The organism is Streptomyces sp. cf386 (assembly GCF_900103585.1).
GTDB lineage: Bacteria > Actinomycetota > Actinomycetes > Streptomycetales > Streptomycetaceae > Streptomyces.
The window spans coordinates 188,850-214,550 of sequence record NZ_FNHV01000008.1; the positions used below are offsets into that span (position 1 = coordinate 188,850).

Sequence of the window (25,701 nt, forward strand, 5' to 3'; positions counted from 1 at the left end):
GAGACGCCAGCTCCTGAGGAGCCTGTGGTGGAGGAGCCGGTTGCGGAGACGTCGGTTTCCGAGGAGCCGGCTGCAGAGGAGCCCGTCGCTGAGACGCCGGTCGCCGAGGAGCCCGTTGTCGAGGAGCCAGCTGCGGAGACTCCGGTTGCTGAGGAGCCCGTCGCGGAGACGCCAGCTCCTGAGGAGCCTGTGGTGGAGGAGCCGGTTGCGGAGACGCCGGTTTCCGAGGAGCCGGCTGCTGAGGAACCCGTCGCGGAGACGCCGGTCGCCGAGGAGCCCGTCGTAGAAGAGCCGGCTGCGGAGACTTCGGTTGCCGCAGAGCCCGAGCCGGAGCCGGTCGTCGAGGAGACCGCCCCCGAGCAGCACGACGAGCCCGCAGCCGCCGACGGCGAGGAAGCCCCGCAGGGGCCCCTCGCAGCCGACGACGAAACCGGCACGGGTGGTGCGGGTGGGAACACGGAGCCCGAAGGCGAAGCCGAGGACACCCCCACCCCCAACCTCCCCGCGGGCCTCCTCACCGCCTACAAGGCCGCCCGAACCGTCCTCACCCAGCACAACCTCACCACCACCCACGCCAAGATCTACCTCGTCCTCGACCGCTCCGCGAGCATGCGCCCGTACTACAAGGACGGCTCCGCCCAGGCCCTCGCCGAGCAGACCCTCGCCCTCGCCACCCACCTGGACCCCGAGAACACCAAGGTCCACGTCACCTTCTTCTCCACGGAGGTCGACGGCACCGGCGAGCTCACCCTCCCCGACCACGAGAACAAGATCGACGACCTGCACGCGGGCCTCGGCCGCATGGGCCGTACCAGCTACCACGCCGCCGTGGAGGACGTCCTCGCACACCACGGCAAGGAAGCCCCCGGCACCCCCGCCCTGGTCGTCTTCCAGACCGACGGCGCACCGGACGCGAAGACCCCCGCCACCCAGGCCCTGACCGACGCGGCGAAGAAGCACCCCAACGTCTTCTTCTCCTTCGTCGCCTTCGGTGACCCGGAGAACAAGGCCTTCGACTACCTCCGCAAGCTGAAGCTGGCCAACACGTCCCACTTCCTGGCCGGCGAGTCCCCGAAGGAGCTCACGGACGCGGAGATCTACGAGGGCATCCTGGCGGCCTGGCGCCCGTAACCCCGAAAGCCCCGCACCACCCCACGAAGATCACACCCGGGCCGCCCCTTCCCACCCCTCAAAACGGGAAGCGGGCGGCCCACCCATGTCGGCTACGATTTCAAGGTTCGCAAAGCACCAAGAAAACCAACCGGACCGACCCGACCTGGGAGCAACCCCGCGATGGCTCGACACCTCATCACCAGCGCCCTTCCGTACATCAACGGAATCAAGCACCTGGGCAACATGGTGGGGTCCATGCTCCCGGCGGACGTGTACTCCCGGTACCTCCGCCAGCGCGGCCACGACGTCCTCTACATCTGCGCCACGGACGAGCACGGCACCCCGGCCGAGCTGGCCGCGAAGGAGCAGGGCCTCCCGGTGGCGGACTTCTGCGCCCAGGCGCACGACGCGCAGAAGGCGGTGTACGACGGCTTTGCGCTGGCCTTCGACTACTTCGGCCGGAGTTCCTCCCCGCAGAACGTCGAGATCACCCAGCACTTCGCCCGCAAGCTGCACGAGAACGGCTTCATCGAAGAGCGCGCCATCCGCCAGGTGTACAGCCCCACCGACGGCCGCTTCCTCCCGGACCGCTACGTCGAGGGCACCTGCCCCCACTGCGGCTACGACAAGGCCCGCGGCGACCAGTGCGAGAACTGCACCCGCGTACTGGACCCCACCGACCTGATCGACCCCCGCTCCGCGATCTCCGGCTCCACGGACCTGGAGGTCCGCGAGACCAAGCACCTCTTCCTCCTCCAGTCCAAGCTGCAGAGCGAGGTCATGGAGTGGGTCGCCCGCCACGACGGCGTCTGGCCGCACCTGGCCTCCTCGATCGCCCACAAGTGGCTGACCGAGGGCCTGCACGACCGCGCGATCACCCGTGACCTGGACTGGGGCGTCCCGGTCCCGGCGGACACCTGGCCGGAGCTGGCGGCGGAGGGCAAGGTCTTCTACGTCTGGTTCGACGCCCCGATCGAGTACATCGGCGCGACGAAGGAGTGGTCGGACCTCGACCCGTCGACGCGTGACTGGAAGTCGTGGTGGTACGACGTCGACAACGACGTCCGCTACACCGAGTTCATGGCGAAGGACAACGTCCCCTTCCACACGGTGATGTTCCCGGCCACCGAGCTCGGCATCCGCGAGCCGTGGAAGAAGGTCGACTTCGTCAAGGCCTTCAACTGGCTGACGTACTACGGCGGAAAGTTCTCCACCTCCCAGAAGCGCGGCGTCTTCACCGACCAGGCCCTGGAGATCCTCCCCGCCGACTACTGGCGCTACTTCCTGATCGCCAACGCCCCGGAGTCGGACGACTCGTCCTTCACCTGGGAGCACTTCACGGCCACGGTGAACAAGGACCTCGCCGACACCCTCGGCAACTTCGTCAACCGCGTCCTGTCCTTCTCCAGGAAGCGCTTCGGTGACGACGTCCCCGCGGGCGGCGAGCCCGGCGAGGCGGAGGCGAAGCTGGGCGAGGAGATCGCCCGCCTCCTCGCCGAGTACGAGGAGCACATGGAGGCCCTCCAGTTCCGCAAGGCCGCCGCGGCCCTGCGTGCGCTCTGGTCGGCGGGCAACTCCTACCTGGAGGAGAAGGCCCCCTGGCTGGAGATCAAGACCGACAAGGACGGCGCCGCGCTCACCCTCCGTACCGCGATGAACCTGATCCACCTCTACGCGGTGGTCTCGGAACCGTTCATCCCGTCGACGGCGAAGACGATGCGCGAGGCCTTCGCCCTGAAGGCCGACACCGCGACCTGGGTGAGCCCGGACGAGGCGAAGTCCCTGACCGCCGTCCCCGCCGGCACCCCCTTCACCGTCCCGCCGGTCCTCTTCGCCAAGCTCACGGACGAGGACCTGGAGACGTACAAGGAGCGCTTCGGCGGCGAGGCGGCGTAACGCAGGTGAGGGCCGTCACAGGAGTGTGATGGAGTGGGGGTCATGACGTACTACGTCACGACCCCCATCTACTACGTCAACGACGCCCCGCACCTCGGCCACGCCTACACCACGGTGGCGGCCGATGTCCTCGCCCGCTGGCACCGGCAGAGGGGCGAGGACGTCTGGTTCCTCACCGGGACCGACGAGCATGGCGAGAAGATCCTGCGGACGGCCGAGGCGAACGGCGTGCCGCCGCAGGTCTGGGCCGACCGGCTGGCCGAGGAGTCCTGGAAGCCGCTCTGGCAGCACCTCGGCATCTCCCACGACGACTTCATCCGTACGACGCAGCAGCGGCACACGGACCGGGTGCGGGAGTTCTTCCAGGATCTGTACGACAACGGCCGGATCCGCAAAGGGAGTTACGAGGGCCCGTACTGCGTCGCCTGCGAGGAGTACAAGCTCCCCGGCGAGCTGATCGAGGCGGCGGACGGCACCCTCCTGTGCGCGATCCACAAGCGCCCGGTGGACCTCCTCAAGGAGGAGAACTACTTCTTCAAGCTGAGCGAGTACGGTGAGCGCCTCCTCGCCCACTACGAGGCCAACCCGCGCTTCGTCCAGCCGGAGTCGGCCCGCAACGAGGTGGTCAACTTCGTCCGCGGCGGCCTTCAGGACCTCTCCGTCTCCCGCTCGACGTTCGACTGGGGCGTCAAGATCCCCTGGGACGACGACCACGTCATCTACGTCTGGGCGGACGCCCTCCTCAACTACGCCACGGCCGTCGGCTACAACGAGAACCCGGAGAAGTTCGAGTCGACCTTCCCGGCCGACGTCCACCTCGTCGGCAAGGACATCCTGCGCTTCCACGCGATCATCTGGCCGGCGATGCTGATGGCGAACGGCCTGCCACTGCCGGGAAGGATCGCCGCCAACGGCTGGCTGATGGTCGGCGGCGAGAAGATGTCGAAGTCCAACCTGACCGGCATCAGGCCGCAGGACCTGACCGCGCACTTCGGCGTGGACGCGTACCGCTGGTACTTCCTGCGCGCGATCGCCTTCGGCCAGGACGGCTCGTTCTCCTGGGAGGACTTCACCGCCCGCTACACCAGCGAGCTGGCGAACGACTACGGCAACCTCGCCTCCCGCGTCACCGTGATGATCGGCAGGTACTGCGGCGGCACACTGCCGGAGGCGACCGCGGCGGGCGAGGCCGAGCGGGCCGTCCGGGAAGGCCTCGCCAGGACCGTCGCGGAGGCGGACCGCCGGATCGGCGACGAGCTGGACTTCCAGGGCGGCATCCTGGCCGTCTTCGACTTCGTCAAGCAGGTCAACGGCTACCTCACGGAGCAGGAGCCGTGGAAGGTCGCCAAGGAGGATTCACCCGAGGCCGAGGCCCGCCTCGCCACCATCCTCTACACAGCGGCGGAGTCCCTCCGGGCCATCACCGTCCTCCTCGCCCCGATCATGCCGGAGACCTCCCAGCAGCTCTGGGGCTCCCTGGGCGCGGAGGCCTCCCTGGGCCGCCTCCCGGACCAGAGGATCCAGGAGACGGCCGACTGGGGGAGGCTTCCGGCCGGTACGACGGTCACCAAGGGCGCGGTGCTCTTCCCGCGCCTGGAGGAGAAGCCGACGGTGTAGGGAAGCCCCCTGCACCGGTCAGCTCGCGTACGCCAGCGCCAGGGCACCGACGACCGGAGCGGCGTACACCAACGGGAACGGAATGTGCGAGTACCACCGGGCCCGCGCCACGGTCACGGCGGCCCCGAGGAAGTACAGCACCAGCCCGGCCCCGGCCAGCACCCCGATCGCCGGCACGAACAGCCCGGCCACCAGACCCACGGCTCCTGCGGCCTTGGCCAGCCCGAGCCAGGTCCACCACGACCGGGGTACTCCGTAGTCGGTGAGCGCCTGAACGATCCACTGGGCGCGCAGGAGCAGGACGGCGCCGGAGAATCCGGCCATGAGGGCGGCGACGAGGGTGACGACGACGTAGGCGGTCTGCATGAGGAACTCCCCTGGTCAGAAGCAGTAGGTATCGCACTGACGCCGGGCGCCGCGGAAGTGTGACAGCGATCCGGGGGATCCGGGGGAAGTTCCTCAGCCGTACGTCACCCGGGTGTCAGGACAGCACCCCGGCGCCGGTCGTGCCCGCCAGCTCCGTCACCAGGTTCTTCGCCGAGGTCTGCAGGCCCGCCGTCAGTGCCGGCTTCCAGTTCACCGTCGTCTTGATCTTCTTCGAGTGCGCGGCGTTGTACGCGGCCACGATGTCGGTCGCCGTGCCGTTGACGAGGTTGCCGCTGCCGGCGACGGAGCCGGTGCCGTCGCCGCTGAGCAGCCCCGCGGGCTTGGCGCCGGACGGCAGCTTCCAGGCGTTGTGCTCGGCGACGACCTGGGCCTTGGCGCGGGAGTCGATGCTGTACTTCGGGGCGTAGCCGTTGAGGGTGGTCGTGTCGTAGAGGTTGTTGTAGAGGTGGATCTGGCCGATGCGGGCGAGGGGCGCCCGCTGCACGATCCCCTTCCACACGTTGTGGTGGATCGTGACCCGCAGCTTGCCGGTGCTGTCGGTGTCGCTGCTGCCGATCAGCATCGTCTTGTCGTGGTTGGTGAATACGTTGCGCTCGACGGTGACCAGGTCGGAGCCGTTGGTGATATCGAGGGCGCCGTCGTGGACCTGGTACTTGCGGCCGAAGTAGGACGCCTCGGACTTGTCGAAGGTCGGCGCGTCGGTGAACGTGTTGTGGTCCGCCCAGACGTTGGTCGCGCCGCGCAGGGTCACGGAGTCGTAGTTCGAGTTCCACTCACCGGACGAGCCGTCGGTCGGGTCCCACTGCGGGAAGCAGTCCTGGGTGTCGGCGAAGGTGAGGTTGCGGACGATGACGTTCTTGACGTTCTGCACCTGAAGGCTGCCGCCCTTGATGCCCGCGTTGGTCCCCGGGACGCCGACGAGGGTGGTGTTGGCCGGCACCCGGAAGACGATGTTCTTCTTCTGCTTGTCCGCCGCGGCCTTGCGGGCGCTCTCCTGGGCACCGGACGGCGCCTTGTTGCCGTACGTCGCCGGGTCGAACGCCTTGAGGTAGGCGGAGAGCGAGTAGCCGGTGCCGGAGGCGTAGTCGGCGCAGCTCAGCTTCTTGCCGGCGTCGCTGGTGTTGGCGTCGATGGTGCCCTTGATCCTGATGATCCGGGGTGTGGTGTCGGAGACGGACCCCAGTGCCTTCACGAGCTGGGCGCGGGTGCTCACGGTGTACGTGTGCGCGGAGTCGGCCTTCGAGCCGCCCGTCGTACCGGATCCTGCGGCCGCCCAGCCGTCCTTGACGGGCAGCGCCTGGTGGTACAGGTCGACCGCGCCGGCGTTCGCGTTCATCACGAAGACACCGGCACCGATTCCGGCGACCGCGACGGCGGCGGTGACGACGACGGTGCGGCGCGTGCGAAGCGAACGGCGGTGAGAAGGGGATGCCACGAATGAGTCCTTAGGTGCTTCGGTGAGGCCCGCGCGCCGGCGAACCGACCCGCGAGCGGGCCCGCGTGAGCGGGCTTCCGATCCCTGTGTGGTCGCGAAGATCTGAAAGGTTGCCGTGAATCTTTTGGCCGAGCCGTGGTCAACTCGGGGACATCACGCGGATGTTGCCCTTCCGCTTGGCAACGATCGCACCCCACCCCCACCATGCCCCCCGCGACGACCGTAAGGTTTCCGCCATGGCAGTCCCAGAGGTCATCCCGATCGCCTACGAGCCGCACGGCCGTACCGAGGCGATCGGCCAGTACGCGGACGGGCAGTTCATCGGATCGGTCACGTACGCCTTCCCCAAAGGGTTCGAGCTCGACACCGGCTGGGAGGACCACAAACGCCTCTATTCGGTGCTGCACACCTTCGACGCCGACGGCAGGTACCGCGACTCGGAGATCTGGTGTGCCGGCACCTGGGCCGAGCAGCAGCGCGCCCCGCACGGACCGGAGTCCGTTCTCGCCCGCGCCCGCGCCCACCTGGCGACGATGCTGCGCAGCCTCCCCCGGCGGACGTACACGGACATCGCGATACGTCCCTTCCAACTCACCGTGGACGGCGTGCTGTTCGGCCTGCTGACGGGAGAGGACGAGGGCGAGCCGTGGGCGGAGTTGTACCCCGACCTCCTGGGGTTCGGGGCGCCCTGGGACGGTACGTACGACACCTGATCGTTTACGCCCCTATGCCGGAACACCCCCGAGGCGCTATACATTGCGAAGATCACGCAAGCTTTTGAGACGCCATTAAGTGGGGGGATCCATTCATGGCACTGTTCGGGAACGCGCACACCATCGACCAGGGGCAGGCACAGCAGGACTACGCCCGTCTGCTGGGCCACGGTGAGCAGGTGCACGCCGCGTACCTGCTGATACGCGACACCATCCTGTTCACCGACCGCCGTCTGATCCTGGTCGACAAGCAGGGCATCACCGGCAAGAAGGTGGAGTACCACTCCATCCCCTACCGCAGCATCACGCACTTCGCGGTGGAGACCGCCGGCACCTTCGACCTGGACGCCGAGCTGAAGATCTGGCTCTCGGGTTCGGCGACCCCGGTCCAGAAGACGTTCACCAAGGGCGTCGACATCTACGAGGTGCAGGCGATCCTGACGCAGTTCGTGGCGAAGTAGCCCGTTCACACGTGTGCGGCCGCCCTCCTGTCGGGGAGGGCGGCCGCACACGTCGTTCTACGAGCGAACGTCCCGCTCAGGGGGCCAGGCAGCTGACGCCCGGGGCGCCGGCCGGGTCCACCAGGGCGGCCGGGTCGAGGAGTGCGGCGGGGTCGACGAGCTCCGTGACACCGGCCGGGGTCTCGGCGATGCACGTGACGGTCGCGACCGGGTCCGGAATCGCGTTGGCGGCCGGGGCCATGGCGCCGGCGAGGGCGAGGGTTCCGAGCAGGACGGTGGCGGTGCGCCGCATGGCGAACATCTCCTTGTCAGAAAGGAAGTGAATCGTCCGGTTGGACAGAGCGATCATTACGGCTTTCCTCCCGCGAACTCGCCCTCCGTCACCCGCGCGTGGATGAAGCAACGATCCGCCACTCGGTGCCGGGTTGACCGCTCCATCCGGTGCCGGGTTGACCGCTCCCCGAGACGAGCACCTGTGCGGCGGCATGTCAGCGGCAAGCCGGTCCGGTGGCGAACGCGATAATCGGGCCACCATGCAGCCGCCCCCGCACCGCGCCCTCCTGCCCGACGTCCTCACCGTCGGTGCCCCCTACCCGCTGGTTCTGGCGGGCGACGTCGCGGTGCGGGCGCATGGCCTGACCTCGCGGGCAGGGCGGGAGGCGGCGGAGAGACAGGTGGAAGGGCCGTCGGAAGGGCCGCTGGAAGTGGCGACCGAAAGCCCCGAGCCCATGGGCGAGATGGCGGCCACGGTCCGATCCGGCCTGGCCGAACGCGGCTGGCAGGTACGCCCCTTGGAGACCGACCCGCTCTCCGCCCGCCTGCTCGTCACGGACCCCGGCACGGGTGAGGAGCGTACGGTCGACCTCCTCAAGGAGGCCTTCTGGCGCCCGCCGGTCACCACCGACCTGGGCCCGGCCCTCTCCCTCGACGACCTCATCGGCACGAAGGTCCGCGCCCTCACCGACCGGGGCGCCGTCCGCGACCTGATCGACGTCCACACCGCCGCGGCCCACTGGAGCTTCCCCGACCTGGAGGAACTGGGCCGCCGCCACACCTGGGACGAGTTCGACCCGGCGGACCTCCAGTCCCGGCTGGAGGCGACCGAGCTGCTGGACGACCGGGAGCTCGTCGCTCACGGCCTCGCCGAGGAGTCCGTCCCGCTCGTCCGGCGGTGGGTCCGCGCCTGGGCCGACGACATCGCCGAACGGCTGCTTGAGGAGCAGGCGTTCGAGCCGCCGGCGGACGACTGACAGTGCCCTGAGATAGGATCCGGCCACTTGTGCGAGGGCGGGGGCCCTCGTTGGGGAGGGAACATCACGTGGGCAGACACGCCCTGAGACGGGGCGGTCTGGCCGCCGTCGTCTCCTCGCTCGCGGTCGCCGTCGCGACCACGTCCGTCGTCGTCCTGTCGGAGAGCGGCGGCTCCGCGGAAGCGGCCGAAGCCTCGACCACCGCGATCACGCTGGTCGACCCCAGCACCACCACACCGCGAACCGACCGCGCGTACGTCGGGGGAGACACCGGATTCCTGCACCGGCAGACCGGCAGGACCGGAATGCTGTGGACCGACTACGCGACCGGAAAGACGGTCACCGTCGAGAAGGCCGACGGGAGCGTCTACGCCCCGTCCTCGACCTGCTACTACATCGACTCCGAGTGCCGTCCGGCCTGGTACGGGTCGGACGGCGACCTGGTCGCCCTGCCGTCGTCGTCGGTGACGTCCTCGACCGTCGCCCTCTGGGACCCGGCCACAGGCACGGCCAGGAACCTGAGCTGGCCCGGCTCCACCACGCACGGCTACTACCGGGCCCTGGCCGGGGACACGGTCGTCACCACCTACTCCCTGATCGACAAGGTCGACGGCGAGTGGCAGGCCCGCAAGGTGACCGGTGATCCGACGGCCGTGGGGAGCGACGACGTCCTCGCCGCGGACTCCTCGGGCGTACTCTGGTCGGTCGACACCGGCAGGATCGGCTACATCGACGTCGCCTCGGCCGTGAACACCAACGTGTTCGCCGACGCCACCTACGCCTCGCACTACGTGATGAGCGAGGACCGCATCGGCTGGTACCAGGAAGGCACCGCCGAGCTGCACCTGAAGTCCCGCACCGACCTCACCGCCGCCGAGCAGGTCGTCACGCTGCCCACGCACCCGGGCGCGCTCGACGGCGACCCGGTCCTGGTCGGCGACTGGCTGCTGCTGCCGCTGTCCTCCAGCTCGCTCGGCTCCAAGCTGCTCGCGGTCGACGTCGACGACCCCTCGGTGCAGCAGACCCTGCTGTCCAGTGCCGGCGAGTACACGCTGGCGAGCGGTGACTCAAGCGCGCTGGTCACGGGCGGCACCGACGCCACCGACTGGTGGGTGCAGCGGGTGAGCCAGGCCGAGGACGGCACGCTGAAGGTCGAGAAGGTCCAGCAGGCCCCGGCGGTGGAGAACGCCAAGACGGGCATCGCGCTCAGCCGCGGCAGCCTGCGCGTCGCCGAGGACGACCCGAACGCGACCGCGGACACCACGTCGGTGCGCACCCTGACCACCGACGGCTCCGCCACGCTGACCGCGTCCGAGGCCACGGCGAGCGGCTCGATCTACGCCGCACTCTGCCCGTACGAGGGCACCACGTGCTCGGCCCTGTGGGGGAACATCGACGCCGAGGACGTCTACCTCGACGCGAACGGCGGCACCGACGAGGGCGAGGGCATCGGCGACGACCGGCTGAAGGAAATCGGCGGCCACTACCTGGACTTCGGCGGTCAGGGCGGCCGTATCGTCGACGTCTCCGACGACTACGCCGTCTTCAACTCCGGCGGCACCAGCCCGGTGCAGTACGTCGGCGAGTTCGGCCAGGGCGAGAAGCTGAAGCGGTCCGTGCGCGCCGCGGCCCTGAACGGCTCCACCCTCTGGAGCGCCACCACCACCGTCGGCAAGCTCACCTCGTACAGCATCCCGCTGGCGAGGACGCTCGCCACGGTGACCGTCCCGGGCCTGGCCTGCTCGCCGAGCGAACTCCAGGCGGCGGGCCGCTGGGTGTACTGGGCATGCGGGACGGACTCGGCGGGCGTGTACGACACGAAGGCGGGTACGTCGACCGCGGTCACCCCCGGTGACGTGCTCCTCGGCGACGGCTTCACCGTCCGCCACGACCACACCACCTCCACCCTGGTCCTCACCGAGGCGGCCACCGGCACCACCCGCACCATCGCCTCCGGCCTGGCCGACAAGGGCCTGACCGTGGACCGCCGTTACCGCTGGACGGTCGACGAGTACACCGGTCTGGTCGCCTGGTTCGACGACTACGAGCGCACGCACGTCACCACCACGGGCATCGCCCCGTCCGCCGTGACGGCCTTCGAGACGTCGGTCGGCAGCTACGTGGACACGGGCATGCCCTTCGAGGGCCAGTGGGTGCTGTCCCGCCCGGTCACTTCCTGGTCGCTCACCTTCACCTCGGTCCAGGACGGCGCGAACGGCAAGGTCACCCGCACGCTCACCGGCGGCACGACCCCGGACCGGGTGAGCGTGAACTGGAACGGCAGGACGGCGAGCGGGGGTTACTTCCCCAACGGCCACCTCACCTGGACCCTGAAGGCGACCGGTCTCGGCATCGCCGCGGCGAACACGGTCACCAGCGGCAAGGTCTTCCTCCAGCGCGGAGCGGCGGTCCGGCACGACTTCGTCAACGCCGACGGCCCCGACGGGCGCGGCGACCTGCTCACTCTCAACTCCTCCGGCGGCCTGACCTGGCACTCCGGCACCGGGACGGGCAAGTTCGGCGACAAGTACACGGGCACCGGCTGGCCGACGAGCATCACGGCCATCCCCTTCGGCGACCTGAGCGGAGACCGCTGCAACGACGTCCTGGTGCGCTACAGCAGCGGCGCCCTGCGCCTGTACAAGCCGGGCTGCGGCGCGGCGGTCAAGCCGTCGACGTCGTACACCACGCTCGCGACCAGCGGCTGGACGCAGTACAACGCGCTCACCTCGCCCGGCGACGTGAGCGGCGACGGCCGCCCGGACCTGATCGCGCGCAACTCCTCCACCGGCACGGTCTACCTCTACAAGGGCACCAGCGACGGCAAGCTCGCCGCCCGCGTGAAGCTCTACGACAACTGGAAGGGCTACAAGAAGATCGTCGGCGTCGGCGACATCACCGGCGACGGCCGCCCCGACCTCCTCGCCCAGGACACCGCGAACACCCTCTGGCGCTACAACGGCAAGGGCGACGGCACCTTCGCCGCCCGCACGAAGCTGTTCACCAACTGGGGCGGCTCGTACAACGCCGTCGTCGGCATCGGCGACATCACCGACGACGGCCGCCCGGACCTCGTCTCCCGCGACACCAGCGGCAACGCGTGGCGCAACAGCGGGGACGGGAAGGGGTCGTTCGGCTCGCGGGTGAAGATCGCGAGCGGGTGGAGTGGCTACAAGTCCCTTGCTTAGACGGTGAGTTGAAGTCACCCACCCCATTAAGGCGACAGCCCGCCGATGTCGTCGACCCGGCTCGGCAACCAGAAAGTGATGGCGTACCCGGTGAGGGCCATCGCGAACCGTCCGGGGTAATCAGGCTACGTAGATGCCCATCCACATGAACGCGGGGCGGATGTGACCCACACACATCCGCCCCGCGTGTCCCTACGTCCCTACGTCCGTCAGCTCGCCGAAGCCGAAGCCCCCGGCTGGACCGAGTCGTCCGTGCCGGTGTTCGTCGCCTCCGGGTCGACGCCGACCGTGATGGTCGCGAGGACGCCCTTGGCGATGTCGTTCTTCTTGTACTTGAGCTTCAGCAGACCGCCGGTCGTCCCGCTCTGGTCGTAGATCGTGTCCTCGTCCAGCGTCGTGCGCTCGGTCGTGGACGTCGAGTACGGCTCCACCTCGGCGGAGAGCAGCACCGTCTCCTCGTCGAAGAAGAACTGGCCGGTGTGGCAGGTGGTGCCGCCCTCGTACCCGGCGTCCGTCCACTCGCCGCTCACATGCACCTTGGTGTGGATGTGGACGCAGCGGCCCTGGTACCAGCCCGGGAAGATGGTCTTGAAGGTGACGAAGCCCTTGCGGTCCGTCCGCCAGGTGCCGCGCAGATAGCGGGTGTCGCTGGTGGGCTCCTCGTGCCCGCCGCCACCGCCACCCGACGGCGGCTCACCGGTCGGGGTGCCGGACGGCACATCGGTGGGGGTGCCCGAGGGGGCGTCCGTGGGCGGGGTGCCGCCCCCGCCGCCCGAGAAGCTCTCGTAGCCCGAGTACAGGCCCAGCGCGTCGCAGTGCCAGATGTCCACGGCCGCGTTGGAGACCGGCTTGCAGGTCTCGGAGTCGATCACCTTGATGCGGAGGGTGAGCGGGATGCCCTCCTTGTCCTCGGTGATGTCCTGGCGGAGCTTGTCCGCGTCGATGTAGTAGGGGCCCTCGGTGGTCTCCGAGGTGAGCTTGTAGCACGCCTCGGCACCCGTGGAGGTCGCCGATGCCTTCGGGGTCGCGCCCTTCGCTCCGGACTAGCTGAAAGGGCCCGGAACCGTGATCGGTTCCGGGCCCTTTCTCAGCCGTCTACTTCGAGCCGCTTACCTCGGCTGCGGCTCCGCCGCCTACTTCGGCTGCGGCTTGCGCACCGACAGGTGCAGCTCCTTCAGCCGCGCCTCCTCCAGCTCCGTCGGCGCGCCCATCATCAGGTCCTGGGCGTTGCCGTTGAGCGGGAAGGCGATGGTCTCGCGGATGTTCGGCTCGTCCGCGAGCAGCATGACGATGCGGTCGACGCCGGGCGCGATGCCGCCGTGCGGCGGGGCGCCGAAGCGGAACGCGCGCAGCATGCCGGCGAACTTCTCCTCGACGGTCTCGCGGTCGTAGCCCGCGATCTCGAAGGCCTTCAGCATGATCTCCGGCTCGTGGTTCCGGATCGCGCCGGAGGACAGCTCGACGCCGTTGCAGACGATGTCGTACTGCCAGCCCAGGATGTCCAGCGGGTCCTGGGTCTGCAGGGCCTCAAGACCGCCCTGCGGCATGGAGAACGGGTTGTGCGAGAAGTCGATCGCGCCGGTGTCCTCGTCCTTCTCGTACATCGGGAAGTCGACGATCCAGCAGAACCGGAAGACGCCCTCCTCGAAGTGCCCGGCACGCTTGGCGGCCTCGACCCGCACCGCGCCCATGATCTTCGAGACCTCGTCGAACTCGCCCGCGCCGAAGAACACGGCGTGACCGGCGGCCAGCGACAGGCGCTTGGTCAGCTCGGCGACGTTCTCCTCGGTGAGGAACTTGGCGATCGGGCCGGACAGCGAGCCGTCCTCGGCCACACGCACCCAGGCCAGGCCCTTGGCGCCCTGCGAGACCGCGAAGTCACCGAGCTGGTCGAAGAACTTGCGGGGCTGGGCGGAGACGTCCGGCACGGCCAGCGCGCGCACGTGCTTGCCGGCGAAGGCCTTGAACTCCGAGCCCTCGAACACGTCGGTGATGTCGACGAGTTCCAGCTGGGCGCGCAGGTCCGGCTTGTCGGAGCCGTACTTCAGCATCGCCTCGCGGAACGGGATCCGGGGGAAGGGGGAGGTGACGTGACGGCCGCCGCCGAACTCCTCGAACAGCTCCGTCATGAGCTGCTCGATCGGCTGGAAGACGTCCTCCTGCTCGACGAAGCTCATCTCGACGTCGAGCTGGTAGAACTCGCCCGGCGAGCGGTCCGCACGCGCGTCCTCGTCGCGGAAGCAGGGCGCGATCTGGAAGTAGCGGTCGAAGCCGGAGATCATCAGCAGCTGCTTGAACTGCTGCGGCGCCTGCGGAAGGGCGTAGAACTTGCCCGGGTTCAGACGGGACGGGACGACGAAGTCGCGGGCGCCCTCGGGGGAGGTCGCCGACAGGATCGGCGTCGCCATCTCGTTGAAGCCCAGCGCCGTCATCTTGTGCCGGATCGCCGAGATGACCGACGTACGCAGCAGGATGTTGCGGTGCATGCGCTCGCGGCGCAGGTCCAGGAAGCGGTACTCCAGGCGCCGCTCCTCGTTGACCCCGTCCTCGGTGTTGATCGTGAACGGCAGCGGGGCGGCGGCGCCGAGCAGCTCGACCTCGCCGACCTCGACCTCGATCTCGCCGGTGGGCAGCTCGGAGTTGATGTTCTCGGCGCCGCGGGAGACGACCTTGCCGTCGATCCGGACCGTGGACTCCTTGGACAGCTTGTCCAGGGCCTCGTACGCGGGGGTGCCGGGGCGGGCCACGAGCTGCGTGATGCCGTAGTGATCGCGCAGATCGATGAAGAGGATGCCGCCCAGGTCGCGCCGATTGTGCAGCCAGCCACTCAGCCGGACGTCGGTGCCGACGTCAGAGGAGCGGAGCTCGCCGCAGGTGTGGGACCTGTACCGATGCATCGTCGTTCATCCAGTCTTCGCGGATCGGGGGGCCTGTTTCACGTGAAACTTTCCGTGAAACCTCACCCAAGCCTACCGGGGACCCCAAGATCGGCTCCCCACCATTACTGCGCGCCCATGACCCTCCCCCGCCCCCTCCCGACCAGATGCCCCGTACAGCTTCGGTGGCAGTGTGCGATCACCTCTTCTTAGAGTGGGGCAATGCGCACTGGTGAGCCCCTGCCCGCCGTGGGGGAGGTTCTCGCCGCCCTCGCGACCGGACTGTGGCACTGGAACACCGCCACGGGACTGGTCACGGTCGACGCGGAGGCGGCACGGCTGCTCGGGCTGCCCGCCGAGCGGGCCACTCTCAGCCAGGCCCAGGTGCGCGCCCGGCTGCATCCCGTCGACTGGAACGAGATCAGCGGAGTGATCCAGCTCGCCGTCGCCGAGGGCACGCTCGGCGAGGTGCGGGTGCGGATCATGGACGAGCTGGGCCGGGTGGTCCGGCTGGGCCGCAGCCGCTTCCATGCCTCCTTCGATCGCGAGAAGCGGTCGTACGAGGTCACCGGCTCCCTCCAGGAGGTCACCGAACCGACGCCGGGGACGTCGGCGGAGCGTACGGCGGTCACCGGTGACTGGCGGCGCTCGCGGGAGGCGTTCCTGCTGGACGCGGGCCGGGCGCTGGCCGAGGCGCGCTCCACGGCGGAGGTGCTGCGGGTCGCGGCAGGGCTGTCGATGCCTGGGTTCTCGCCGGACGGGCTCGCGGTGTTCGGCGTCACGGGCGACCGTCTGACGATCATCGGCCATCACGGGCACGAGCCCGGCGACGAGGGCCCGTTCACACACATGTCCCTGGAGACGGACTACCCGGCCGCCGAGGTCGTCCGCACCGGCCGTGCCGTCTACCTCTCCTCACCCGACCAGTACAAGGACCGCTACCCGGTCACCTGGCCGCTCGCCGCGCACTTCAACCGCCAGTCCTGGGCGTTCCTGCCACTGACCGTCGCCGGTCGCACGATGGGTGCCTGGATGGCTGCGTTCACCTATCCGGTCGCCTTCACGCCCGACGAGCGGTCGGTGCTGACGACGGTGGCGCGCATGCTCGCCCAGGCCCTGTCCCGCGCCGAGGCCGCCGAGTCCGCTCGGGAGCTGACGGACGGTCTCCAGCGCTCGATGCTGCCCCAGCTGGGCCCCGAGATACCGGGCATGAGCGTCGCCGCCCGCTATGTCCCGACCGGCGGCGGCCTCCAGGTCGGCGGCGACTGGTACGACATGATTCCGCTGCCGAGCGGCCGCTTCGCCCTCGTCATCGGCGACGTCCAGGGCCATGACGTGCGGGCGGCGGGCCTGATGGGCCAGCTCCGGATCGCCCTGCGCGCCTACGCCTCCGAGGGCCACCGCCCCGACGCCGTACTCTCCCGCGCCTCGCGCTTCCTGCACGGGATGACGTTCGGCTCCCTCGACGAGGACCCCTCCGAGCTGCGCTTCGCGACCTGCCTGTACGTCGAGGTCGACCCCACGACCGGACTGCTGGACATCGCCCGCGCCGGGCACCCGGACCCGGCGATCCGCATGAGCGACGGCACGGTGATCGCCCGCCCGACGGCCGGCGGTCTCCCGCTGGGCATCGACCCGGACGCCGACTACCCGACGACCCGGATCACCCTGGAACCCGGCGAGACCATGCTGATCTGCACGGACGGCCTGATCGAGACCGGCGGCCACGACCTGGAGACCGGCTGGAAGCGCATCCGCACGATCCTGGAGGAGCACGACGGCGACCTGGAGGCCCTCGCCGACGGCCTCGTCCAGGCCGTCCACGGCCCGTCCTCCCACCACACCACCGGCCCGCTGGCCGACCGGCGCGAGGACGACATAGCGGTCCTGCTGCTGCGCCGGCGGGGGGACGGCTGTGGCTGCGGCGACACCCTCGTCGCCCCGCCGACGATCCGGCGCACCATGCTGTCGGTCGCACAGGCCGAGCCGCAGCGGGTCGCGGTGGCCCGCCAGCAGCTACGGGAGCTGCTGCACGACTGGGCCTCCGAGGACCAGGTCGACTCGGCGGTCCTGCTCCTGTCCGAGACGCTCACCAACGTCCTCGTCCACACCGACGCCGACGCCCTGCTGCTCGCCGAGGTGCGGGGCGAGCCGGGCGGCCGCCGACTACGCGTCGAGGTCACGGACACCAGCGACGACCTGCCGCACAGGCGCAGCCCCGGCGAACTGGCGTCGTCCGGGCGGGGGTTGGTGCTGATCGAGCTGCTCGCCGAGGCGTGGGGCGTGGATCCGCGGGGCGAGGGCAAGAGCACGTGGTTCGAGCTCTACGAGTCCAACGGCGCGGACGGTGCCGGTGGTTCGGGGGGCTCCGAGCTTCCGTAGAGCTCCCGCAGTTCATGGACGACGCCGGTGGCGGCGGCGGTGAGCGGTACGGCGAGCAGCATGCCGAGGATGCCGGCCACGGAGGCCCCCGCGGTGATCGTCACCATGACGACGGCCGGGTGCATCTGCACGGTCCGACTCTGGATCATGGGCGTCAGCACATGCCCTTCCAGGATCTGCACGGCGAGCACGATGGCCAGCACCCACAGCGCGATGACGAACCCCCGGTCGGCGAGCGCGACCAGGACGGCCACGGTCCCCGAGATGACGGCGCCGAGATAGGGGATGTAGGCCCCGACGAAGACGAGCGCGCCGAGCCCGACCGCACCCGGCACATCGAGCACGAGCAGCCCGACGGTGATGCAGACGGCGTCGATGAAGGCGATGAAGGTGGTCCCCCGCATGAACCCCTCCACCGCCTGGAAGGCACGCCGGGCCATGGCCTCCACGACGTCCCCGCTCTGCCCCGGCACGACGGCCCGCAGGCCACCGGCGGCCCGGTCGGAGTCCCGCAGGAAGAAGAAGACGAGCAGCAGCGCGAGCACGGCGATGGCGATGGTCTCGCCGACGACGCTCACCCCGCTGATGACACCGGAGGCGGCCGTCCCGCCGAACTTGGTGAGCAGTTCCCGGGAGTTGGACGCGAGGTCGTCCAGCGAGGTCCCGGCGGCCCCGAAGTGGTCGGCGAGATCCTGGCCCGCCTGCTTGAGCGAGGCGACGATCTGGTCGCCGGTCTCGACGATCGCGGCGACGACGATGTACACGGCCCCGCCGACGACGGCCACGACGGCGACGCAGGTGAGCCCGGCGGCGAGGGACCGATTGACCTTGGCCTTCACCAGCCGCCGGTGCAACGGCCCGAGCAACGCCGCCCCGAGCAGCGCAAGCAGCACGGGCACGACGGCCGTACGGAACTCCACGACCAGCCGGATCCCGACGTAGACGACCCCGGCGACCAGCAGCACGACGACACACCAGGCGGCGAACCGCCGGACGGGGTCGGGGAGCAGCGGGGTGGAGGGGGTGGAGGCCGGCACGCTTCCAGCGGATCATGCGCGCGGCGGGCTTGTCGTGTGCGGGCGGACCGGGCGGGTGAGGGGCGGAGCGGGTGGGTGACGGGCGGACCGGGTGGGTGAGGGGTGACGAAAGGCCCGAAGCCGCACCATGAGGGTGCGGCTTCGGGCCTTGTCGTAGGGCGGAGGTCAGGCCTCGGTCGGCCCGCTCCCGGTCATGCCGTGCACCGCGGGGATCGTCCCCAGTCGGCCCTTCTGGAAGTCGTCGAAGGCCTGCTGGAGTTCTTCCCGCGTGTTCATCACGAAGGGACCGTAGTGGGCCATGGGCTCACGGATGGGCTGTCCGCCGAGGAGGACGACCTCCAGGTCCGGCGTATGCGAGTCCTGCTTCTCGTCCGCGCGGACCGTCAGCGAGCCGCCGTCGCCGAACACCGCGGTCTGGCCGAGCTGGATCGGACGGCGCTCCGCGCCCACCGCGCCCCGGCCGGCGAGGACGTACGCGAGGCCGTTGAAGTCCTCGCGCCACGGCAGCGTGATCTCCGCGCCCGGCGCGAGGGTCGCGTGGATCATCGTGATCGGGGTGTGCGTGATACCGGGGCCCTGGTGGCCGTCCAGCTCGCCCGCGATGACACGCAGGAGGGCGCCGCCGTCGGGGGAGGTGAGCAGCTGGACGTTGCCGCCGCGGATGTCCTGGTAGCGCGGCGCCATCATCTTGTCCTTGGCCGGGAGGTTCACCCACAGCTGCAGGCCGTGGAAGAGACCGCCGGACATGACGAGGGACTCCGGCGGCGCCTCGATGTGGAGGAGGCCCGAGCCGGCCGTCATCCACTGGGTGTCACCGTTGGTGATGGTGCCACCGCCGCCCTGGCTGTCCTGGTGGTCGAAGATCCCGTCGATGATGTAGGTGACGGTCTCGAAGCCGCGGTGCGGGTGCCAGGGGGTGCCCTTGGGCTCGCCCGGCGCGTACTCCACCTCGCCCATCTGGTCCATCATGATGAACGGGTCGAGGTACTTGTAGTTGATCCCGGCGAACGCCCGGCGCACCGGGAAGCCCTCACCCTCGAAACCGCTCGGCGCGGTCGTGACGGCGAGCACGGGACGGGCAACGGCCTCCGCGGGTGCGGCGACGCGGGGCAGCGTCAGCGGGTTCTCGACGGTCACTGCAGGCATGTCGGTACCTCCTTGTGCGGCCAGTTTAGTTGAGCGTTGAACTTCTTGCCACCTCTAACGGGAAAAACCCGGAAGGCATTCCCTCCGGGCACGGCCGAAGGCCGACACCCTGGACGGGCGCCGGCCTTCGTCACGAGGACCCGGTGCTTGTGCGGCGGCTCAGTGTGTCAGGAAGAGCCGGACAGCGGGGTCACACGACCAGTTCGTGCTGCTGCTCAGGGGCGTCAGCGGCCTCGTTCGGCACCCGCCGGTCGTCCCGCATCACCAGCGTCGCCAGCAGCGCCGCCACCGCGACCCCGATCGCGCTGACCATGAAGGTGGTGGACATCGAGGCGGTGAAGGCCTCGCGGGCCGCCGCGATCAGACCGGCGTCACCAGCGGCGACCGCCCCGGCGATCGAGTGCTTCGCCTCGTCCGGCACGCCCTGCGGCATCCGGTCCGCGAAGCCGCTCGACAGCAGCGAGCCCAGGATCGCGATGCCCAGCGCGGTGCCGGCCTGCTGGATGGTGTCGTTCAGGGCCGAGCCGACGCCCGCCTTGTCCTCGGGGATGGTGCCCATCAGCGCGCCGACCGCGGCCGGCATCGCGAGACCCGCGCCGAGCCCGAGCAGACCGAGCGCCACCGCCGGGACCGTGAAGCCCGAGTCCGCCGAGACCGTGCTCATCAGGGCGAAGCAGGCCACCATCACCAGCATCCCCGCGAGGATCACCCACCTGTTGCCGTACTTCGCGGCGAGCTTGACGCCCACGCCGTTGCCGATCAGGGCCGTGATCGCCAGCGGCAGGAAGGCGAGCCCCGCCTTGATCGGGGAGTAGCCGAGCACGAACTGCAGGTACTGGGTGAGGACCAGCAGCAGACCGCCGTTGCCGATCTGGACCAGGGCCAGGGAGAGCGAACCCCCGCTGAAGTTGCGGTGCTTGAACAGGACCAGCGGGACCATCGGGGACTTGGTGAGGTTCTCCCAGATCACGAAGCCGACCAGGGAGGCGAGCGCCACCACCAGCGTGACCGTGGAGCGGCCTCCCAGCGCGCCGTGCTGCGGGAGCTCGATGATCCACCAGACCAGAGCCGTCATCCCGGCCGCCGAGAGCACCGCGCCCAGCGGGTCGGCCTTCTGCCAGGGCGCCTTGGACTCCGGCATCAGCGTCAGACCGGCGACGATCGCGAGCACCACGATCGGTACGTTGATGAAGAAGATCGACTGCCAGGAGAAGTGCTCGATCAGGACACCGCCCAGCACGGGGCTGCCGACCAGGCCGAGCATCGACACCGAGCTCCAGGCCGCCATCGCCTTGCCGCGCTCCTCCTCGTCGAAGACGGTGATGAGGATCGAGAGGGTGGACGGCATGATCAGGGCCCCGCCGACACCCATCGCAACACGGACGGCGATCACCTCACCGGGGTTCGTGCACCAGGTCGCGGCCAGTGAGGCCGCCCCGAAGAGCAGGAGCCCGATCAGCATCACCTTGCGGCGTCCGAACCGGTCGCCCAGGCTGCCGGAGGTGAGCAGCAGGCCGGCGAAGACCAGGATGTAGGAGTCCAGGATCCACTGGGTCTCCTGGGCGCTCGCCCCGATCTCCCCGGTCATCACGGGCACCGCGACGGTCAGCGCCATGCTGTCGACGACCAGCACCAGCGTGCTCAGGCAGAGCACGATCAGGATCCACCAGCGACGTGGATCACGCGTTCCCTTGACGCCCATGACGACTTCCCCTCCCGGTTTGTGAACACCGTTCCTTCGTTGCGAACACTGTACGCACATCGGAACAGTGTTCGCAACCCTCGATTCCTGTACGCTCGATGCGAACGATGTACGCAGGGACCCGAAGGAGCCCCGATGGCCGCCAAGCCGACGAAGCAGAGCCCCATCCCCTCCGTCTGGGCCCGCCCCCAGCGCGAGGCCGACCAGCCCGCGCTCAGCCGGGCCACGATCGTGCGCGAGGCGATCGTCATGCTGGACGCCGAGGGCGTCGAGGCGCTGAGCATGCGCAAGCTCGCCACCCGCCTGAACGCCGGCGCCGCCTCCCTCTACCGGCACGTCGCCACCAAGGACGAGCTGATGGAGCTGGCCGTCGACGAGGTCGCCGCCGAGATCCACGTACCGCCGGCGGACAGCCCCGACTGGCGCGCGGCCGTCGCAGAGGCCGCGCACTCCTTCCGTACGACGGCCCTACGGCACCCGTGGCTGTCCTCGGTCCTCGGCCAGGCGGGCCTCGCCTACCTCGGCCCCAACCTCATGTCGTACTCGGAGCGCCTGGCCGCCCTGTTCACGGCAGCCGGGTTCCCGGACCCCAGCGGGGCGATCGACGCCGTCCTGTCGTACGTCATCGGGATGAGCACCACCGAGGGCGCCTGGCTCATCACGGTCGCCCGCTCCGGCGAGACGGAGGCCGACTTCATCGCACGGCTGCTGCCGGCGGCCCAGCAGGCGGTCGCCGACCACGAGCATCTGGCCCGGGGCTACTCAGAGGTGGAGACAGTCACAGCCGACCCGGTGGCCCTGCGGGACGGAAAATTCGCCGCGGCCCTGGAGATCGTCCTCGACGGACTGGCGCTGCGGCTGGAGAAGTAGCAGGTGCGGTGGCCGGTCTAGCCGTACATCCGCCGCATCGCGAACTCGACCATCTGCTCCACGGCCTTCGCGTCGAAGACCATGCGGTGCTCGCCCTCCATGTCGAGGACGAAGCCGTACCCGGTCGGCAGCAGGTCGATCACCTCGGAGCCGGTGATGACGAAGTACTTGGACTCCTTGCCCGCGTACCGCCGCAGCTCCTTCAGCGAGGTGAACATCGGGATCACCGGCTGCTGGGTGTTGTGCAGGGCGAGGAAGCCGGGGTTGTCACCGCGCGGGCAGTAGACCTTCGACGTCGCGAAGACCTGCTGGAAGTCCTCGGCGGACATCTGCCCGGTGGTGAAGGCCCGCACCGCGTCCGCGAGTGAGGGCGGGGACGGCTCGGGGTAGAGCGGTGGCTGCTGGCCGTATCCGCCCACGCCGCCGGACATGGGCTGCTGCGGCGGGACGTAGCCCTGCTGAGCACCGACGTTCTGGTCGTAGCCGTACATGGGCGCAAGCGTACCGAGAGCGGCGCTAAGACGGGTCGGTACGGGGCCCTGGGAAACCGACAGCGACTTGACAGCACGTCGACAGTCCACGCGCTGGTTTCCCACAGCCGCCGCTCCTAGCGTCTGCCGTATCGACAGAAGTGCCCGCAAAGGGCACCGCACCGGCAAGGGGACAGCCATGCACCGACACCACGACGACGAGGACCACGAGCACGACAGAGGTCTCTCCTACGACCTTCCCGTCCTCGCCCGCCGCCGCATGATCCGGCTGATGGCGGGCGCGAGCCTGGTCCCGCTGGTGGGCTGCAGCACGGACGACGACACCTCGGCGTCCGCCTCGTCCTCCTCCACCGCGTCCTCCGGCGGCTCCTCCTCGTCCGCCGAGTGCGCGACCATCCCGAACGAGACCGCCGGGCCCTACCCGGGCGACGGCTCGAACGGCGTGAACGTGCTGAAGGAGAGCGGTGTCGTCCGCAGCGACATCACCAAGAGCTTCGGCGACTCGGCTGGCGGCACCGCCGACGGCGTGCCGCTGACGATCACCCTCACCGTCGTCGACGCCTCCTCGGGCTGCGGGACGCCGAAGGAGGGCGCCGCCGTCTACCTCTGGCACTGCGACCGGGAGGGCAACTACTCCCTGTACTCCGAGGGCGTCACCGACGAGAACTACCTGCGCGGCGTCCAGGAGACCGACGACCAGGGCCAGGTCACCTTCAAGAGCGTCTTCCCGGCCTGCTACACGGGCCGCTGGCCGCACATCCACTTCGAGGTCTACGGCAGCCTTGACGACGCCACGGCGGCGACCTCCATCACGAACACCTCCCAGCTCGCGCTACCGAAAGACGTCTGCGACACGGTCTACGCCACGGACGGTTACAGCCGGAGCGTGCAGAACCTCGGCCGGCTCTCGCTGGAGACGGACAACATCTTCAGCGACGGCTACGACCAGCAGATGGCGACGCTGGAGGGGAGTGTCGAGCAGGGATACACGGCCACGCTGACGGTTCCGGTGTGACCTGTCACAGATGACCGGATCGGGGTTGCGTCTTATTACTGACGGGTAGCATCATCGTAGCTACTTGTTGGTACGTGAACTAGCCGCGAGGATCCCAGTGCCTCGCCGATCCCTCTACGGAGCCGTCACCATGGGGCACTACAAGTCGAATCTCCGCGACATCGAGTTCAACCTCTTCGAGGTACTCGGCCGCGACAAGCTGTACGGCACGGGTCCGTTCGAGGAGATGGACGTCGAGACCGCGAAGAGCATCCTCGAGGAGCTGACCCGGCTCGCGGAGAACGAGCTGGCCGAGTCCTTCGCGGACGCCGACCGCAACCCGCCGGTCTTCGACCCGGAGACCAACACCGCGCCGGTCCCCGCGTCCTTCAAGAAGAGCTACAAAGCCTTCATGGACTCCGAGTACTGGCGGCTCGGTGTCCCCGAGGGGATCGGCGGCACGACTGCTCCGCCGTCCCTGATCTGGTCGTACGCGGAGCTGATCCTCGGCTCGAACCCGGCCGTGTGGATGTACTCCTCCGGCCCGGCGTTCGCCGGCATCCTCTACGACGAGGGCAACGACGTCCAGAAGAAGATCGCCCAGATCGCCGTCGAGCGGACCTGGGGCTCCACCATGGTGCTCACCGAGCCGGACGCGGGGTCCGACGTCGGTGCCGGCCGCACCAAGGCGATCCAGCAGGAGGACGGCTCCTGGCACATCGAGGGCGTGAAGCGCTTCATCACGTCCGGTGAGCACGACATGGAGGAGAACATCCTCCACTACGTGCTCGCGCGTCCCGAGGGTGCCGGTCCGGGCACCAAGGGCCTGTCCCTCTTCCTCGTCCCGAAGTACCTCTTCGACTTCGAGACCGGCGAGCTGGGCGAGCGCAACGGCGCCTACGCGACGAACGTCGAGCACAAGATGGGCCTCAAGGCCTCCAACACCTGCGAGATGACCTTCGGCGACCGGCACCCGGCCAAGGGCTGGCTGATCGGCGACAAGCACGACGGCATCCGCCAGATGTTCCGCATCATCGAGTTCGCCCGCATGATGGTCGGCACGAAGGCGATCTCCACGCTGTCGACCGGCTACCTGAACGCCCTCGAGTACGCCAAGGAGCGCGTCCAGGGCCAGGACCTGGCGGACTTCATGGACAAGGCCGCGCCCAAGGTCACCATCACGCACCACCCGGACGTGCGCCGCTCGCTGATGACGCAGAAGGCGTACGCCGAGGGCATGCGCGCCCTGGTCCTCTACACCGCCTCCATCCAGGACGCGATCGCCGTCAAGGAGGCCGCCGGCGAGGACGCCAAGGCCGAGCACGCGCTCAACGACCTGCTGCTGCCGATCGTGAAGGGCTACGGCTCCGAGAAGGGCTACGAGCAGCTCGCCCAGTCGCTGCAGATCTTCGGCGGCTCCGGCTTCCTGCAGGAGTACCCGATCGAGCAGTACATCCGGGACGCCAAGATCGACACCCTGTACGAGGGCACCACGGCGATCCAGGGCCAGGACTTCTTCTTCCGGAAGATCGTCCGCAACCAGGGCTCGGCCCTGAACGCCCTCGCCGAGGACATCAAGAAGTTCCTGGCGCTCGGCACCGGCGGCGAGGAGCTGGCCGGCGCCCGCGAGCACCTCGCGAAGGCCGCCGTGGAGCTGGAGGCGATCGTCGGCCTGATGCTGACCGACCTCGCGGCCACCGAGCAGGACGTCAAGAACATCTACAAGGTGGGCCTCAACACCACCCGCCTGCTGCTGGCCTCCGGCGACGTCGTGGTCGGCTACCTGCTGCTCAAGGGCGCCGCGATCGCGGCCGAGAAGCTGGAGACCGCCTCCGCCAAGGACAAGGCGTTCTACCAGGGCAAGATCGCGGCGGCGAGGTTCTTCGCGGCCAACGTCCTGCCGGGCGTCACCGGTGCGCGCAAGCTCGCCGAGGGCGTCGACCTGGACCTGATGGAGCTGGACGAGGCGGCGTTCTGACCGACGGGTCCGACCGCTAGGTCCAATCCCTAGGTCCAATAGGTCCAACCACTCGGTCCAACCACTCGGTCCAACCACTCGGTCCGGCCGCTCAGTTTCAGCCAGCCGTTCCAGTCACTCACGGACAATCCACATCGCCCTTACGAGGGCCCGCTCCCCTTCACC

General features: G+C 69.3%; 19 protein-coding genes and 1 pseudogene. 11 read left to right on the top strand and 9 right to left on the bottom strand.

What is annotated here, in order from left to right:
* From BLU79_RS49180 to metG (BLU79_RS22020), 3 genes are all read left to right on the top strand, one after another.
* On the top strand, positions 1–1,131 hold a 1,131-nt coding region (locus BLU79_RS49180), incomplete at its 5' end, for a VWA domain-containing protein (RefSeq protein ID WP_256333419.1).
* Between the two features lie 162 nt (positions 1,132–1,293).
* Positions 1,294–3,009, top strand: coding sequence for a methionine--tRNA ligase (metG, locus tag BLU79_RS22015; protein WP_093907560.1), 1,716 nt, complete (start codon positions 1,294–1,296; stop codon positions 3,007–3,009).
* A gap of 42 nt (positions 3,010–3,051) precedes the next feature.
* Positions 3,052–4,626, top strand: a complete 1,575-nt coding sequence (gene metG / locus BLU79_RS22020) for a methionine--tRNA ligase (protein WP_093907561.1) — start codon at positions 3,052–3,054, stop codon at positions 4,624–4,626.
* An 18-nt stretch (positions 4,627–4,644) separates the two neighbouring features.
* Here metG (BLU79_RS22020) and BLU79_RS22025 read toward each other — a convergent pair whose 3' ends face one another.
* Together BLU79_RS22025 and BLU79_RS22030 are read right to left on the bottom strand one after the other, a co-directional pair.
* Entirely contained in the window at positions 4,645–4,992 is a 348-nt protein-coding gene (locus tag BLU79_RS22025) for a DoxX family protein (protein WP_093907562.1), read from the bottom strand.
* 115 nt (positions 4,993–5,107) lie between these two features.
* Positions 5,108–6,448, bottom strand: coding sequence for a pectate lyase family protein (locus tag BLU79_RS22030; protein WP_093907563.1), 1,341 nt, complete (start codon positions 6,446–6,448; stop codon positions 5,108–5,110).
* 236 nt (positions 6,449–6,684) lie between these two features.
* Here BLU79_RS22030 and BLU79_RS22035 point away from each other — a divergent pair, with 236 nt between their 5' ends.
* Together BLU79_RS22035 and BLU79_RS22040 are read left to right on the top strand one after the other, a co-directional pair.
* The gene (locus BLU79_RS22035; RefSeq protein ID WP_093907564.1) at positions 6,685–7,161 is read left to right on the top strand and encodes a hypothetical protein; all 477 of its coding nucleotides are present in this window, start codon (positions 6,685–6,687) and stop codon (positions 7,159–7,161) included.
* 95 nt (positions 7,162–7,256) lie between these two features.
* Entirely contained in the window at positions 7,257–7,622 is a 366-nt protein-coding gene (locus BLU79_RS22040; RefSeq protein ID WP_093907565.1) for a PH domain-containing protein, read from the top strand.
* 76 nt (positions 7,623–7,698) lie between these two features.
* Here the strand turns inward: BLU79_RS22040 and BLU79_RS22045 are convergent, their stop codons facing one another.
* Positions 7,699–7,971, bottom strand: coding sequence for a hypothetical protein (locus BLU79_RS22045; protein ID WP_256333420.1), 273 nt, complete (start codon positions 7,969–7,971; stop codon positions 7,699–7,701).
* Between the two features lie 184 nt (positions 7,972–8,155).
* On the opposite strand from BLU79_RS22045, the gene BLU79_RS22050 reads away from it, so the two are divergent.
* Both BLU79_RS22050 and BLU79_RS22055 read left to right on the top strand, forming a co-directional pair.
* Positions 8,156–8,872, top strand: coding sequence for a nucleotidyl transferase AbiEii/AbiGii toxin family protein (locus tag BLU79_RS22050; RefSeq protein ID WP_093907566.1), 717 nt, complete (start codon positions 8,156–8,158; stop codon positions 8,870–8,872).
* Between the two features lie 68 nt (positions 8,873–8,940).
* The gene (locus BLU79_RS22055) at positions 8,941–12,060 is read left to right on the top strand and encodes an FG-GAP repeat domain-containing protein (RefSeq protein ID WP_093907567.1); all 3,120 of its coding nucleotides are present in this window, start codon (positions 8,941–8,943) and stop codon (positions 12,058–12,060) included.
* Between the two features lie 209 nt (positions 12,061–12,269).
* Here BLU79_RS22055 and BLU79_RS22060 read toward each other — a convergent pair.
* Positions 12,270–13,061, bottom strand: a pseudogene (locus tag BLU79_RS22060) (intradiol ring-cleavage dioxygenase); the annotation flags it as partial.
* A gap of 132 nt (positions 13,062–13,193) precedes the next feature.
* Positions 13,194–14,957, bottom strand: a complete 1,764-nt coding sequence (gene aspS / locus BLU79_RS22065; protein WP_093907569.1) for an aspartate--tRNA ligase — start codon at positions 14,955–14,957, stop codon at positions 13,194–13,196.
* Between the two features lie 201 nt (positions 14,958–15,158).
* Between aspS and BLU79_RS22070 the strand changes: the two genes are divergently transcribed.
* The gene (locus BLU79_RS22070; protein ID WP_093907570.1) at positions 15,159–17,318 is read left to right on the top strand and encodes a SpoIIE family protein phosphatase; all 2,160 of its coding nucleotides are present in this window, start codon (positions 15,159–15,161) and stop codon (positions 17,316–17,318) included.
* Here BLU79_RS22070 and BLU79_RS22075 read toward each other — a convergent pair.
* The 3 genes from BLU79_RS22075 to BLU79_RS22085 form a co-directional block, all read right to left on the bottom strand.
* Positions 17,261–18,355, bottom strand: coding sequence for an AI-2E family transporter (locus BLU79_RS22075; protein ID WP_177001127.1), 1,095 nt, complete (start codon positions 18,353–18,355; stop codon positions 17,261–17,263). The genes BLU79_RS22070 and BLU79_RS22075 overlap by 58 nt on opposite strands.
* 165 nt (positions 18,356–18,520) lie before the next feature.
* Positions 18,521–19,501: a pirin family protein gene (locus tag BLU79_RS22080; RefSeq protein ID WP_093907571.1), complete on the bottom strand. Its 981-nt coding sequence runs from the start codon at positions 19,499–19,501 to the stop codon at positions 18,521–18,523.
* Positions 19,502–19,691: 190 nt separating this feature from the next.
* The gene (locus BLU79_RS22085) at positions 19,692–21,203 is read right to left on the bottom strand and encodes an MFS transporter (protein WP_093907572.1); all 1,512 of its coding nucleotides are present in this window, start codon (positions 21,201–21,203) and stop codon (positions 19,692–19,694) included.
* A gap of 135 nt (positions 21,204–21,338) precedes the next feature.
* Here BLU79_RS22085 and BLU79_RS22090 point away from each other — a divergent pair, with 135 nt between their 5' ends.
* Positions 21,339–22,073, top strand: a complete 735-nt coding sequence (locus tag BLU79_RS22090; RefSeq protein ID WP_093907573.1) for a TetR/AcrR family transcriptional regulator C-terminal domain-containing protein — start codon at positions 21,339–21,341, stop codon at positions 22,071–22,073.
* A 17-nt stretch (positions 22,074–22,090) separates the two neighbouring features.
* Here the strand turns inward: BLU79_RS22090 and BLU79_RS22095 are convergent, their stop codons facing one another.
* A complete protein-coding gene (locus BLU79_RS22095; protein ID WP_093907574.1) occupies positions 22,091–22,564 on the bottom strand; it encodes an SseB family protein in 474 nt (157 codons plus the stop codon).
* Positions 22,565–22,742: 178 nt separating this feature from the next.
* Here BLU79_RS22095 and BLU79_RS22100 point away from each other — a divergent pair, with 178 nt between their 5' ends.
* Together BLU79_RS22100 and BLU79_RS22105 are read left to right on the top strand one after the other, a co-directional pair.
* A complete protein-coding gene (locus tag BLU79_RS22100) occupies positions 22,743–23,579 on the top strand; it encodes an intradiol ring-cleavage dioxygenase (RefSeq protein ID WP_093907575.1) in 837 nt (278 codons plus the stop codon).
* Positions 23,580–23,709: 130 nt separating this feature from the next.
* Positions 23,710–25,536, top strand: coding sequence for an acyl-CoA dehydrogenase (locus BLU79_RS22105; protein ID WP_093907576.1), 1,827 nt, complete (start codon positions 23,710–23,712; stop codon positions 25,534–25,536).
* Positions 25,537–25,701 lie beyond the last annotated feature (165 nt).

Coding starts and splice junctions, on each gene's coding strand:
- BLU79_RS22045 (WP_256333420.1), bottom strand. CDS start 7,971: ATGATCGCTCTGTCCAACCGGACGATTCACTTCCTTTCTGACAAGGAG.
- metG (WP_093907560.1), top strand. CDS start 1,294: ATGGCTCGACACCTCATCACCAGCGCCCTTCCGTACATCAACGGAATC.
- BLU79_RS22025 (WP_093907562.1), bottom strand. CDS start 4,992: ATGCAGACCGCCTACGTCGTCGTCACCCTCGTCGCCGCCCTCATGGCC.
- metG (WP_093907561.1), top strand. CDS start 3,052: ATGACGTACTACGTCACGACCCCCATCTACTACGTCAACGACGCCCCG.
- BLU79_RS22070 (WP_093907570.1), top strand. CDS start 15,159: ATGCGCACTGGTGAGCCCCTGCCCGCCGTGGGGGAGGTTCTCGCCGCC.
- BLU79_RS22085 (WP_093907572.1), bottom strand. CDS start 21,203: ATGGGCGTCAAGGGAACGCGTGATCCACGTCGCTGGTGGATCCTGATC.
- BLU79_RS22105 (WP_093907576.1), top strand. CDS start 23,710: ATGGGGCACTACAAGTCGAATCTCCGCGACATCGAGTTCAACCTCTTC.
- BLU79_RS22090 (WP_093907573.1), top strand. CDS start 21,339: ATGGCCGCCAAGCCGACGAAGCAGAGCCCCATCCCCTCCGTCTGGGCC.
- BLU79_RS22035 (WP_093907564.1), top strand. CDS start 6,685: ATGGCAGTCCCAGAGGTCATCCCGATCGCCTACGAGCCGCACGGCCGT.
- BLU79_RS22040 (WP_093907565.1), top strand. CDS start 7,257: ATGGCACTGTTCGGGAACGCGCACACCATCGACCAGGGGCAGGCACAG.
- BLU79_RS22050 (WP_093907566.1), top strand. CDS start 8,156: ATGCAGCCGCCCCCGCACCGCGCCCTCCTGCCCGACGTCCTCACCGTC.
- BLU79_RS22095 (WP_093907574.1), bottom strand. CDS start 22,564: ATGTACGGCTACGACCAGAACGTCGGTGCTCAGCAGGGCTACGTCCCG.
- BLU79_RS22080 (WP_093907571.1), bottom strand. CDS start 19,501: ATGCCTGCAGTGACCGTCGAGAACCCGCTGACGCTGCCCCGCGTCGCC.
- BLU79_RS22100 (WP_093907575.1), top strand. CDS start 22,743: ATGCACCGACACCACGACGACGAGGACCACGAGCACGACAGAGGTCTC.
- aspS (WP_093907569.1), bottom strand. CDS start 14,957: ATGCATCGGTACAGGTCCCACACCTGCGGCGAGCTCCGCTCCTCTGAC.